At 54.7% G+C, this 12017-nt stretch carries 11 protein-coding genes; 7 read left to right on the plus strand and 4 right to left on the minus strand.

Features of this window, described 5'->3' with window-relative positions:
* The first annotated feature begins 4 nt into the window (after positions 1–4).
* Entirely contained in the window at positions 5–724 is a 720-nt protein-coding gene (locus ABIE48_RS32355; protein ID WP_145027715.1) for an SDR family oxidoreductase, read from the plus strand.
* A 57-nt stretch (positions 725–781) separates the two neighbouring features.
* Here ABIE48_RS32355 and ABIE48_RS32360 read toward each other — a convergent pair whose 3' ends face one another.
* Both ABIE48_RS32360 and ABIE48_RS32365 read right to left on the minus strand, forming a co-directional pair.
* Complete coding sequence (locus ABIE48_RS32360) at positions 782–1492, minus strand: zf-HC2 domain-containing protein (protein ID WP_145027717.1); 711 nt, start codon at positions 1490–1492, stop codon at positions 782–784.
* Positions 1489–1986: an RNA polymerase sigma factor gene (locus tag ABIE48_RS32365; RefSeq protein ID WP_313958244.1), complete on the minus strand. Its 498-nt coding sequence runs from the start codon at positions 1984–1986 to the stop codon at positions 1489–1491. The genes ABIE48_RS32360 and ABIE48_RS32365 overlap by 4 nt, the downstream gene beginning before the upstream one ends.
* 182 nt (positions 1987–2168) lie before the next feature.
* Here ABIE48_RS32365 and ABIE48_RS32370 point away from each other — a divergent pair, with 182 nt between their 5' ends.
* The 4 genes from ABIE48_RS32370 to ABIE48_RS32385 all read left to right on the plus strand — a co-directional run bounded on the left by ABIE48_RS32370 (position 2169) and on the right by ABIE48_RS32385 (position 5580).
* Entirely contained in the window at positions 2169–3119 is a 951-nt protein-coding gene (locus tag ABIE48_RS32370; RefSeq protein ID WP_145027719.1) for a bile acid:sodium symporter family protein, read from the plus strand.
* 187 nt (positions 3120–3306) lie between these two features.
* A complete protein-coding gene (locus tag ABIE48_RS32375; RefSeq protein WP_145027721.1) occupies positions 3307–3615 on the plus strand; it encodes a DUF6944 family repetitive protein in 309 nt (102 codons plus the stop codon).
* A gap of 117 nt (positions 3616–3732) precedes the next feature.
* The gene (locus ABIE48_RS32380; protein ID WP_192716841.1) at positions 3733–4476 is read left to right on the plus strand and encodes a hypothetical protein; all 744 of its coding nucleotides are present in this window, start codon (positions 3733–3735) and stop codon (positions 4474–4476) included.
* 87 nt (positions 4477–4563) lie between these two features.
* Positions 4564–5580: an SDR family oxidoreductase gene (locus ABIE48_RS32385; protein WP_163882115.1), complete on the plus strand. Its 1017-nt coding sequence runs from the start codon at positions 4564–4566 to the stop codon at positions 5578–5580.
* 84 nt (positions 5581–5664) lie between these two features.
* Here the strand turns inward: ABIE48_RS32385 and ABIE48_RS32390 are convergent, their stop codons facing one another.
* Positions 5665–6102 (minus strand): MarR family winged helix-turn-helix transcriptional regulator, encoded by a 438-nt coding sequence (locus ABIE48_RS32390; protein ID WP_192716840.1) that lies wholly within the window; start codon positions 6100–6102, stop codon positions 5665–5667.
* Between the two features lie 124 nt (positions 6103–6226).
* On the opposite strand from ABIE48_RS32390, the gene ABIE48_RS32395 reads away from it, so the two are divergent.
* Both ABIE48_RS32395 and ABIE48_RS32400 read left to right on the plus strand, forming a co-directional pair.
* Positions 6227–6814, plus strand: a complete 588-nt coding sequence (locus tag ABIE48_RS32395; protein WP_192716935.1) for an NAD(P)H-dependent oxidoreductase — start codon at positions 6227–6229, stop codon at positions 6812–6814.
* Between the two features lie 155 nt (positions 6815–6969).
* Positions 6970–8031, plus strand: a complete 1062-nt coding sequence (locus tag ABIE48_RS32400; protein WP_192716839.1) for an LLM class flavin-dependent oxidoreductase — start codon at positions 6970–6972, stop codon at positions 8029–8031.
* Between the two features lie 253 nt (positions 8032–8284).
* On the opposite strand, the gene ABIE48_RS32405 is transcribed toward ABIE48_RS32400, so the two are convergent.
* Positions 8285–11950 (minus strand): CheR family methyltransferase, encoded by a 3666-nt coding sequence (locus ABIE48_RS32405; RefSeq protein ID WP_192716838.1) that lies wholly within the window; start codon positions 11948–11950, stop codon positions 8285–8287.
* Between the last annotated feature and the right edge of the window lie 67 nt (positions 11951–12017).

Consider the following 12017-nt stretch of genomic DNA (forward strand, 5'->3'; position numbering starts at 1 on the left):
CCCTATGTTAAACTTACATCATCAAAAAGCTGTAATTATTGGCGGCAGCTCAGGCATCGGATTGGAGACGGCCAAATTGCTCTCAGATGCCGGAGCCGAAGTGGTTATTGCCAGCCGTTCCGGGGAAAAACTGCAAAAGGCAAAAGAGGATTTGGGGCCAGCGGCCGAAGGTTACATGCTGGATATCACCGGGGAAGAGGAGGTGCGGTCCTTCTTTGAAGGCGTAGGCCCATTCGATCATCTGATCGTTACCGCAGCGGAAACATCCGGCGGCCCTTTCCTCCACACGGAGACCGCGCAGGCTCGGAAACTGTTTGACAACAAATTCTGGGGACAGTATTACGCAGCGAAATATGGGGCTCCGCACATCAGGTCCAAAGGCAGCATAACGCTGTTCTCCGGAGTCGTCGCCTACAAAACTATGCCCGGTTCGTCAGTGCTTGGCGCCGTCAATGCGGCAGTCTCTAATCTAGGCCAGACGCTTGCCCTGGAGCTGGCTCCTCTCCGGGTAAACATCGTATCGCCGGGGATTATTGATACGCCTTCCCGCAGCCAAATGCCGGATGAGGCCCGCCGTGAGTTCTATGCGGCAGTTGGAGGCAAGCTCCCGGTGCAGCGCGTTGGCACGGCGGAGGAAGTCGCACAAGGCGTGCTTTTTCTCATTCAGAACTCGTTCGTCACGGGAACGGTTCTTCATGTTGAGGGCGGTCATACTTTGATATAAAGAGCTGTTCAAGCCGTTCATCCCAGGGAGGGACGGCTTGTTTCTATGCCATGGATATCATTCGTCCGAAGCTAGCTGGTCCTCTGCCGCCTCACTGGCGGGTGGCAGCGTCATGCCCTTCTTCCAAATGAGAATATGATCCTCCGGGGTGCCCAAATAAACCGCTTGGATCCCAGTTCCGGTGCCGTTAGGGTCATGATTTGCTTTTTGCTCGTCGAGGTTGATCCGGTAATACGTATTCGCCAGGCCGATATCGGCAAAGGCCTTCGATTTGATGACAGGGCGAAGGGGAGTCATATAAAAATTTCCGTTCTCATCGAGATGATAGCTGACTTGCTTCACGTTATAGCCATCGGTCATTTTGACGTGATACGCGATGGTTCCGTTTTTCATCAGGCCAACGTCGGTAACCTCGATCACTTTGGTAGGCACGCTCCGGATGTTCCAACCGGTTAATAACAGGTAGCCTCCGAATAGCACCCCGCAAACAGCGGTAGCAATGACTAGTCCCTTAATAAAAGCGACAGCCTTGGAGCGGTTCCAGTACGCGGCGATCCGGCGTAGGCTGCTTGCCTGAGTTTGGTGTTCGCGGGTGGCGTCTGTACCCAGCATCAGCTCGTCCCCCAATTTGTCTAAAGCAGCTCGGCACTCCTGGCATAGCCCGATATGGTCTTCGACCAGCTCGCGGGTATTTGGACTGCATACCTCGTCGTGATATAACGGCAGCAGGTCTTGAATTACATGGCATGATATAGAAGGTTTGTTCATTGTTCCTCCTCTTGATAGCGATCCTGAATTTTCTGTTTAGCCCGGTGAAAAGTCACTCGGGCCCAGCTCTCCGTCTTGCCGAATATGCTGCAAATGTCCGCAAAGGGTAATTCGCCAAATACTCTTAGCGTAAATACTTCTTTATAGGGCTCCCCGAGTTCGTGCAAAATGCGGTGAATCCGCAGCGCTTCCGAATCCAGGATAACCTTGTGTTCCACATTCAGCTGGCTCACGGGATCTGTCTCCGGTTCAGCACGCGGATACCGCTTTTGCCCTTCCCAGTACGAGAAATATGTATTCTTCGCGATTTGGCACAGCCATACGCTGATCTTGCATGTCCCCTGAAAGGTGTCGATCCGCTTGAGCGCTTTATAGAACGTCTCTTGGGTGATCTCTTCGGCAATATGTTCATCCCGACAGAGCGAGAGTACAAAACGGTATACCTCTTGAAAATATTGATCGTAGATTTGTTGAAGATCCTCCAGGCGATTCACCTCCTTGTCAGTTATAAGACCCCGATCAACAGGATTCGTTACACGCTATACAAAAAAATGAAGGCGCCTTGCCCAGTACATTCCTGCAACAGTAACCCTCTCCAATTCTCCGGAATTCGTAGACGATTCACAGCTTTTGTCGTAGAATGATTTTTATTACACAAGAAGTGAGGTTCGGAGAGATGAATGCTGTTGCAAAAGTGAGCAAGGTTGTCGGTGGCACGTTTTCGGTTTGGGTCATTCTGTTTGCTTGTCTGGGCTTTTTTTTACCTGATGTCTTTATCCCGTTAAAGGGCTACATTTCGATCTTTTTGGGAATCGTCATGTTCGGCATGGGGCTGACCTTATCCTCCGCCGACTTTCGCGAAGTTTTCCGCAGGCCGCTCGAAGTGCTGATCGGCGTGGTTGGCCATTTCATCATTATGCCGCTGCTGGCCTATGTTTTGGCGCTGGTGCTAAACCTGCCGCCGGATATCGCCGTTGGCGTTATCCTCGTCGGATGCTGCCCGAGCGGTACCTCGTCCAATGTGATGACGCTGCTGGCGAAAGGAGATGTTGCGCTGGGGGTATCCATCGCTTCCGTGTCTACCATTATCGCACCGCTGGCTACACCCGCGCTGATCAGCCTGCTGGCCGGCCGCTGGATGCCGGTCGATGCCGGTGCGCTCATCAAGGACATTCTGATGGTGGTCATTCTGCCGATCGTGCTCGGGGTTATCGTTAAGTCCCTGTTTAAAAAGCAGGCGGAAGCCAGCGCTCAGGCACTCCCGCTCGTCTCCACCCTGGCCATTGTGCTGATTGTAGCGATCGTCGTGGCCGGCAGCCGCACCAAAATCATCGAAAGCGGTTTGCTGATTTTTGCGGTCGTCATTCTTCACAACCTGCTCGGGTATGCCCTTGGCTATTTGTTTGCCAAGCTCTTCCGCATGAACCTGAGCAAACGCAAAGCGGTCTTGTTTGAGACCGGTATGCAGAATTCGGGCCTGGGGGCGACGCTCGCCGCGGCTCATTTCAACCCCGTCGCCGCCGTGCCGAGCGCAATATTCAGCGTGTGGCACAACATTTCCGGCTCGCTCCTGGCCACCTGGTTCGCCCGGCGCTATGAGCAGGCGGAGATGGATAAGAATCGGTAAGACAATATTAGAACTTGCAGGAGGCTTGTCCATGTGACAAGCCTCTTTTTCCTTAGAAATCGGACAGGCGCCGCATCGGGAAGGACATACGCCATCGGCGGGCCGTGCTAGAGAAGCGTATGTTATAGCAGCAGATACCTTTCATAGTAGATTGTAGATTGAAAGAAGGGATACGATGGGCTCAAAGATGGCAAAACAAAGGAAGATTCAGGAGCAGCTTGCGGCGTTTGCCTGGCTTCAGGCTTGGGGGACCAACGTTGCAGCCATTGGCCAGACGAAAGTGCTCTCATCCCGCAAAAAGCAGCAGCAGGAAGGAGAGAAGCTGCAGCTTATCGGTAATGCGATGCAGGCGATTGCCAATGCCGCACAGGCAGAACTAACCGCCAGATTGAGAAGCTCTGCATCGAGCAAAGAAGTGAACGACATGATGGTCGCCGGCAACCTGCTGCAGTCCCTGGGGAACTCGCTGGAGGTGATCGCAGGGGATGGGTCCTAATTGGCGGGGCAAGGATAAGGATAACAAGCGGGGGAGCCGCTTCCGAAAACGATTGGGATCAGGTATGCGCTGCACGCGAACATATCCCCGCGAAACAGAACGACAGGAGAGATGATATTGCTGTTATCAAGCGCCTTGAGCACGTTCCGATGCGCCATTCGGTCACTGCCGGCAGACGGGCGGCTCACCCGGGAGGACCTTCTGATTCCGGAACTGCGTCTATCGGCAGATGGCCTTGTAGAGACATTTTACGCTCCGCATAATGATTATGTTCATTCATCCGCGGGCCTATTTATCGTGGGTTTGACCCCGGGCTTTACACAGATGAGAATCGCTTATGAAGCGGTGCGGCATGCCATGGATCAAGGGTTGGGCGATGAGGCGGTGTGCCGGAAGGCGAAGGAGGCGGCCAGCTTTGCCGGCAGTCTGCGGGGTAACTTGATCTCCATGCTGGACGAGTTGAGGATGCCGGAGTATTTGGGGCTCCGCACGAGTGAAGCTTTATTTGGCGCGGAGCGCGAGCTGCTGCATACCAGTTCGGTACTCCGCTATCCCGTCTTTGTCAACCGGGCCAATTACAACGGCAGCCGCCCGAGCCTGCTCGGGACTCCAAGCCTAAGGGACATGGCTCTAGCCAGTATCACCGAAGAGCTGAGCGTTTTTCCAGATCGCCCCTTCATCATTCCGCTTGGAATAGCCGTGGAAAGCATCCTCCGGCTTCTGGCCGAGCAGGGAGTGCTGGACGCCGGGCAGTGCCTATGGGGCTTTCCCCACCCTTCGGGGGCCAACGGCCATCGGCACAAACAGTTTGCCGCACGGAAAGCGGAGATGAAAAAGAGCCTACATCGTTACTTCTCTTGATTGTCTGGCAGGCCTTCCCGTGTTATCGTTAGGATGGGCTTAAGGAATCCAAAAGTTTCTAGACCATCTTGATGGAGGTGTCTTTTTATGAAAGCGCTATTTATTGGAGGAACGGGAACGATCAGTACCGCCATTACGAAGCAGCTGCTGGCGCAGGGCTGCGAGCTGTACCTGCTGAACCGCGGACACCGGAATGATGCCCTGCCGGAAGGGGCTCATATCATCCAGGCCGATATTCACGACGAGGAGCAGGTGGCCGGCCTGATCGCCGATCTCCAGTTTGACGTCGTGGCCGACTTTATCGCCTTTGTGCCGGAGCATTTGGAGCGGGATTACCGCCTGTTCAAGGACCGTACGAAGCAGTTTATGTTCATCAGCTCGGCTTCGGCATACCAGTCGCCTTTATCCGATTACCTCATCACCGAAGGAACTCCGCTATCCAATCCATACTGGGAGTATTCCCGGAACAAGATCGCCTGCGAGGATTACCTGATGAAGCAGTACCGCGAGCAGGGCTTTCCGGTCACCATCGTAAGGCCTAGCCATACGTACGACGAGCGCTCGATACCGCTTGGCGTACACGGAAGCAAGGGCAGCTGGCAGGTGGCGAAACGGATGCTGGAGAACAAGCCCGTCATTATTCATGGAGACGGTACGTCGCTGTGGACGATGACGCATAACCGGGATTTTGCCAAGGGCTTTATCGGCCTGATGGGCAACATCCATGCGATCGGCGAGTCCGTGCACATTACATCGGATGAATCGGTCACCTGGAACCAGATTTACGAGATCATCGCCGACGCTCTGGGCGTGAAGCTGAATGCGGTCCATGTTGCATCCGAGTTCCTTGATGCCTGCAGCAAGGAGGATTTCAGAGGCAGCCTGCTGGGAGATAAGGCCAATACGGTTGTCTTTAACAATGCCAAATTGAAGCGGCTCGTTCCCGATTTTGTGGCGACCACACGGGTGGATCAGGGTATTAAGGAGACGGTGCAGTATATTCTGGCCCATCCGGAGCACCAGACCGAGGATCCTGAGTTCGACAGCTGGTGCGACAAGGTAGTTCAAGCCCTACAGGAAGCGGCTGAGCGGATTAAAGGGTAAGGCAGGAGGCAGCAGACTTGCCGAGAACATATACTTCGTTTATAAAAGGTGCCTGGAAACAGGCGCCTTTTTCGCGTCACATCATCATTTATCCGTATAAAATACCCGGGAGTGCAGCACGTCCATCGCATGAATGATCTGCTGAAGGTCCTTCTCGGAAGCGTCCTGCAGCCGGGTGAGGAACCGCGCGCCGATGTGGCCGAAGGCCTCTTTCATCACACGCTCCCCTTCGCCGGTCAGGCGGACGTACTGTTTGCGCCGGTCACTGGGATCATCGTATTTTTCACACAAATGCTTATCGCACAGCTTCTTGATTTCCCGGCTCGTATTCGGCATGGACATCTGCTGGCAGTCACTGATTTGGCTCAAGGTCACCGGCTGGCTTACGGCGATGTATTCGAGCATGCTGTACTGGACCGGCGTAATACCCTCGGGTTTGATGCCTTGAGTCATTTCGTGCTTGACCTGATGTACGGCTGCAGTAAAAGCAATCAACTTGTCAAAAAGCTTATTTTCATCCATGATGTCACCACCTCTTCAACACGAACATATCAAAATTATTATCAATAAACAATTATCATTTGACAACTAAATTGCCGGCGTGGTAGGATTTGGTTATCAAATGATAAGTAAATGGGGTGGCACGATGAAGGTACTGGTCATTTACACGCATCCGAATCATCAAAGCTTAAGTTACTCGTTTCTGCAGAAAGTATTGGAAGGCAGCCGTGAGAATCCGGCGGTTTCGCAAATCCGGACGCTCGACCTCTATGAAGAGGGCTTTAATCCGGTTCTGATCTTCAATGAGACCAAACGGAGACGGGATATGCACACGGACCCAGCGCTGGAGAAGTATCGGAAGATGCTGCTGTGGGCGGATAAAATCGTCCTGGTCTACCCGATTTGGTGGGGCCGGCCGCCGGCCATGCTGCTCGGATTCATCGACCAGATGTTTGCTTCGGGCTTCGCTTACAGGGACAAGGGAGGGCTGCTGCCGGAAGGGCTGTTGAAGGGCAGATCGGTCGTATGCATCTCCTCCATGAAAGGGCCAGCGCTATATCCTCTGTTGTGGCTGAATAATGCACACAAAGTGCTGATGCGGAAGGCACTGTTCCGGTTCGTGGGCATCAAGCGGGTCAAATTTTTTGAGTTCGGAAATATGGAAAGTCCCAAGGGCAAGCATGAGGCGAAGCTGGACCGGGTGTATCGGTATTTTAGAACCGTCGCGCGTTGACCGGGGATGGAGCAGGAAGGCGAATGGGGATTTTTGCGGGAAGGCTTGAAATGGACCAGAAAATAGTTCAATATAAAGATATACGCAATTAAGAAAAAATGGGCCGCTGCGGTGGTCGGTTAGAGTATACCAATCTATTGAACTAGGGGGATCCCATGGAAATAGGCATCAGTACCTTTGTGGAAACGACACCGGACGTAGAGACGGGTGAGGTCATCAGCCACGCGCAGCGTCTGCGCGAAGTAGTGGAGGAAATTGTGCTTGCCGATCAGGTGGGGCTGGACGTATTCGGAGTAGGCGAGCATCACCGGAAGGACTATGCCGCGTCCTCGCCGGCGCTCGTGCTGGCGGCAGCTGCGCCGCAGACCCGGCGAATCCGGCTCAGCAGCGCGGTCACGGTGCTGTCATCAGCCGACCCGGTGCGCGTCTTTCAGGATTTTGCCACGGTCGACGGGATATCGAACGGACGCGCCGAAATTATGGCGGGCCGGGGGTCCTTTATCGAATCGTTCCCGCTGTTCGGATACGATCTGAACGATTACGACGAGCTGTTTGACGAGAAGCTGGAGCTGCTGCTCAAAATCCGGTCTTCGGAAAAGGTGACCTGGGAGGGCCGCCACCGCCCGGCGATTCACAACCTTGGCGTGTATCCGCGCCCGGTTCAGGATCCGCTGCCCGTCTGGATCGGCAGCGGAGGCAACCAGGAGTCGGTCATCCGTGCCGGCCTCTTGGGCCTGCCGCTGGTGCTGGCCATTATCGGAGGCAGACCGACGCAGTTTGCGCCGCTGGTGGAGCTGTACAAGCGGGCGGCTGCCCACGCGGGCCACGACGTGTCGAAGCTGGCGGTGGGCTCCCATTCGCACGGCTTTATCGCCGAGAATACGGAGAAGGCCGCCGACCTGTTCTTCCCTTCCACCCAGTACAGCATGAATGTGCTGGGACGGGAGCGGGGCTGGGGCCATTATGACCGCAACAGCTTCGACAACGCCCGCAGCTTCGAAGGCGCGCTGTACGTCGGCGATCCGGAGACGGTCGCCCGGAAGATCATCCATCTCCGCAAAAATGTGGGCGTCACGCGCTTTATGCTGCACGTGCCGGTCGGCTCTATGCCGCATCATTTCGTGATGCGAGCTATTGAGCTGCTCGGAACCGAGGTGGCGCCGCTCGTGCGTGAGGAGATTGCGAAATGGGAAGCCGCGGGCGAGCCGAAGGAGTAAGGCCTGCAGCCGGGGGCTCGCGGGTATGCGAGAGCGGAAGGAATCACGTGGCTGGTGAACCGTGCAGCGGGCAAGTGTGCTCAGGCGTGATAGCAAGCCGCGGGCACACGGGTGCCCTGAGCAAACGGTTTAACGCAGCGCTTTAGTGCCACCAGCTGCTGCATGTACACACATTTCAATAATCACAACAAAGAGGGGGTTTTGTCCCCCTCTTTTTTTATGCTCAGGTTGAGGCTGCCAGCCACACGTCCCCTTACGCTACGCCCGGAATCGTGATGGTGACCGTCGTTCCTTCGCCTTCAACGCTTTCAAAACGGATCGATCCCTGGTGATTTTCGATGATTTTGTAGCTGACCATTAGGCCGAGGCCCGTTCCCTTATCCTTCGTCGAATAGAACGGCTCGCCCAGCTTCGCCAGCTTGCTCTCCGGAATGCCGGAGCCGTTGTCGGCAAACCGCACGATGATGTTGTGGTTGTCGCTCAGGCTGGCCTGGATGTTCACCTCGCCGCCGCGCGGCATCGCTTCAATCGCATTTTTCAGCACGTTGATGAATACCTGCTTGAGCTGGTTCTCGACGCAGACCACCCTCATGCCCGGCTTCAGGTCGATGTTCATCTCCACGTTGTTCATGTTGGCCTGCGATTCCAGCAGCATGATGACGTCATGCAGGATGGGCTCCAGGTCCATTTGGACAAAATCGACCGCCTGCGGCTTCGCCAGCACTAACAGCTCGCTGACGATCTGCTCGATGCGGTTCAGCTCGTTCAGCATGATCCCTATATAGGAGTCGTTGCCCGTCCCTTTGTTGGACATCAGCTTCGTGAAGCCCTTCAGCGCGGTCAGCGGATTGCGGATTTCGTGGGCGATGCCTGCAGCCAGCTGGCCGACGGCTGACAGCATTTCGGTCTTGCGGAGCATCTCCTCCGCCTGCTTGCGCTCGCTGATATCCTCGGACAGTTTGACGAAGTGAATGATCTCGCCCTTCTTGTCCTTAATCGGAATGAGCTTCACCGATTCCCAGTACAATTCCCCGTTCTTCTTGGTGCTGTTCAGCTCGCCTTTCCAGATACCGCAGTTTTTGGCCGTCTCCATGATCAGATCGACCGTGGGACTCCCCTCGGACGTCTTGCAAAAAGCCTTCAGGCTGTTTCCCCGCGACTCGGACAGGCTGAACCCAGTAATCTCGGTAAACTTCGGATTCACGTACTCAATCGACCCGCCGACGTCGGTGATGACGGTTATGCTCGGGCTTTGCTCGACGGCGTAGCTGAGCTTGGTCAGCTCTTCATTTACCGCCTTGAGATCCGTGATGTTCACGAACGTCAGCACGACCCCGCTGATGAAATTCTGCTCCGTACGGTACGGCAGGATGCGCATGCTGTACCAGGTGCCGTCCTGGCTCTGGATTTCTTTCTCAAAAGGAACGAGCGTTTGCAGCACCTGCTTCGCATCGGCCACCAGCGTATCGTATTTAAAATGGTGGGAGATGTGCTCGATCGGCCTGCCGTAATCGACCTCCAGCAGGTTGATCTCCTTCGTGATGGCCGGAGTAAAGCGGCGGATGCACATCCGTTTGTCCAGAAAAATGGTGCCGATGCGCGTGCTGACCAGAAAATTGTTCATGTCGTTGTTCACGTCGGTGAGCTCCTGGATTTTAAACTGGTATTCCGTGTTGACGGTCACCAGTTCCTCATTCACGGATTGCAGCTCTTCGTTGGACGTCTGCAGCTCCTCGTTCGCGGCCACCAGCTCTTCGTTCTTCGCCTGCAGCTCCTCGTTCTTCGCCTGCAGCTCCTCGTTGGTCGCCTGCAGCTCCTCGTTGGACGTCTCGAGCTCCTCGACGGTGGCTTGAAGCGATTCCTCGGCCCTCAGGAGAGCCTGCTCCAGCTCGATGATCCGGGAGCTGACGTTGCGGTCGATTTCGAACGGCTCCAAAACCATTTGCGCGGCGGCCTCCGGCTCCTGGGGGTCCATGAACAGGATAAGCACGTATTTATCGAACGCTTTATTCTTCAGCGAGAACGGCCGAATGTGCAGGTCCACCACCGCTTCGCCGGCGTTGGTGCCGATGCTGAGCGAGTGGTAGACGACGCCGCGCCGCTCCTGCCGTACTTTCTGGATGGCAGCCGATACAGCGACAGATACGTTCGGGTCGATCAATTTGTACAAGTTCCAGCTGGGTTTACCCTGGACCAGCATGAGATAATCGTTGATCGCTCCATTCAGGTGAATGACATCATTATTCTGGTCCACGATCATGCCGGGCGGAATATGCTCCTCGACCAGCGCCCCCTGCAGATCGTCCAGACGCTTAGGCGATGCCGGGTCGCGGACGGCAGCCGGGGGAGGCGTGGTTTTGCGGTAGGACTGGGTCTGCGAAATCCGTCCTTCGAGTGAAAACAGCCGCGATTCCGTTTCGCCTTTACCGTTCTTGTGCGAGAAAATGTTCCAGCGCCGGTCCACAAAATCGAACTGTCCCGCAAATCGCCCGATCGTTTCGCTTGGCCCGAGAAACAGGAAGCCGTCCGGATTCAGCGCAAAATGAAACAGGGACAGCACTTTCTGCTGCATTTCCGGCTGGAGGTAGATCAGCATGTTTCGGCAGGTGATCAGGTCAAGATTCCGGAACGGAGGGTCCTTGATAATGTTTTGCGGAGCGAACACGACCATCTTGCGGATGTCTATGCTCACCTGGAACATATCGTCGTCTTTATTAAAGAAACGCTCCTGGTCTTCTTCCGAAAGATGGCTGATGCTGCTTTGTGTATAGATGCCCTGGCTGGCGTATTCAATGGATTCCTTGTCCAGATCGGTAGCGAAAATTTTAATCAGATACGGTTCGTCCAGCGTATCCGTATATTTGCGCAGCAGCATCGCTATCGAGTAGGCCTCCTCGCCTGTTGAGCACCCCGCCACCCATACGCGGATTTCCTTGGAGAGGCTTTTGCGCTCGAAAATTTCCGGGAGCACCTTGTCATAAATGGTGTGGAACGCCTCGGGATCCCGGAAGAAATTGGTGACGCCGATCAGAAGATCCTTCCGCAGTGCCTGCAACTCTTCGCGGTGTTCCTCCAAATAAGTCATGTAAGCCGCCATGGAGGGGGCGTTATGGATGGCCATCCGCCGTTCGATCCGCCGCAGCACGCTGTTTCGTTTGTAATAGGTAAAATCCACGCCGCAGTCTTGGCGGATTTTCTCAAAAATAAGCTGAATGTATTGCTCGGTCGTTATGGATTCCCGGACCATCGCCATGCTCTCGTATTCTGCGCCATGCACGTGCTGCATTAGCCTCTCTGTCATTTCTTTGGGGGCCAGCACGACATCGGCGTTGCCTGACAGCCTCGCACTGCTGGGCATCCCGTCAAATTTAGCCGATTGACTGTCTTGAACAATGACGAGTCCCCCGGCTTCCTTAATGTCATATATTCCCCGTGAACCGTCGGTGCCGGTCCCGGACATAATCACGGCTACGGCTTTGGTGCCGTAAGTCATGGCAAGTGAGCGGAAAAACATATCGATCGGCAGGTGCAGGGCTGCAGGCGGAATGGAATCGGTCAGCTGCAGACGTCCTTCCATAACGGTGAGGATTTTACGTGGAGGGGTCAAATAAATATGATTCGCGTTGATTTTCATGCCGTGCTTGGCTTCGCGAATGGGCATGGAAGTGTATTTGCGCAAAATCTCGTCCATCAGGCTTTTGTAATCCGGAGAAAGGTGCTGAACGACAATGAAGGCCATCCCCGTGTCTGTCGGCATTTGGTCAAAGAAAGTCTCCAATGCTTCCAGTCCGCCGGCTGATGCACCCAGACCCACTACAAAGCTGGGGTCCAATTCTTGTGTATCCTTATTCACGAGCGTCAGTTCTTGTGTCGATACCGGTGCTGCAGCTTGCAGTTCATTACGTCCATTCCCGTTCATCCGCGTCTACCCCTTCCGTTATCATTCTTGAAAAGCAATCAATCTTGATCTGCCTCAAGCCGATGTA

The organism is Paenibacillus sp. OAE614 (assembly GCF_040546645.1).
Taxonomy (GTDB): domain Bacteria; phylum Bacillota; class Bacilli; order Paenibacillales; family Paenibacillaceae; genus Paenibacillus_AQ; species Paenibacillus_AQ favisporus.

What these genes read in the sequence shown, in the direction of transcription:
- ABIE48_RS32375 (WP_145027721.1), top strand. Translation starts at nt 3,307, where the DNA reads ATGGCAAAACAAAGGAAGATTCAGGAGCAGCTTGCGGCGTTTGCCTGG.
- ABIE48_RS32390 (WP_192716840.1), bottom strand. Translation starts at nt 6,102, where the DNA reads ATGGATGAAAATAAGCTTTTTGACAAGTTGATTGCTTTTACTGCAGCC.
- ABIE48_RS32400 (WP_192716839.1), top strand. Translation starts at nt 6,970, where the DNA reads ATGGAAATAGGCATCAGTACCTTTGTGGAAACGACACCGGACGTAGAG.
- ABIE48_RS32385 (WP_163882115.1), top strand. Translation starts at nt 4,564, where the DNA reads ATGAAAGCGCTATTTATTGGAGGAACGGGAACGATCAGTACCGCCATT.
- ABIE48_RS32360 (WP_145027717.1), bottom strand. Translation starts at nt 1,492, where the DNA reads ATGAACAAACCTTCTATATCATGCCATGTAATTCAAGACCTGCTGCCG.
- ABIE48_RS32370 (WP_145027719.1), top strand. Translation starts at nt 2,169, where the DNA reads ATGAATGCTGTTGCAAAAGTGAGCAAGGTTGTCGGTGGCACGTTTTCG.
- ABIE48_RS32355 (WP_145027715.1), top strand. Translation starts at nt 5, where the DNA reads ATGTTAAACTTACATCATCAAAAAGCTGTAATTATTGGCGGCAGCTCA.
- ABIE48_RS32405 (WP_192716838.1), bottom strand. Translation starts at nt 11,950, where the DNA reads ATGAACGGGAATGGACGTAATGAACTGCAAGCTGCAGCACCGGTATCG.
- ABIE48_RS32395 (WP_192716935.1), top strand. Translation starts at nt 6,227, where the DNA reads ATGAAGGTACTGGTCATTTACACGCATCCGAATCATCAAAGCTTAAGT.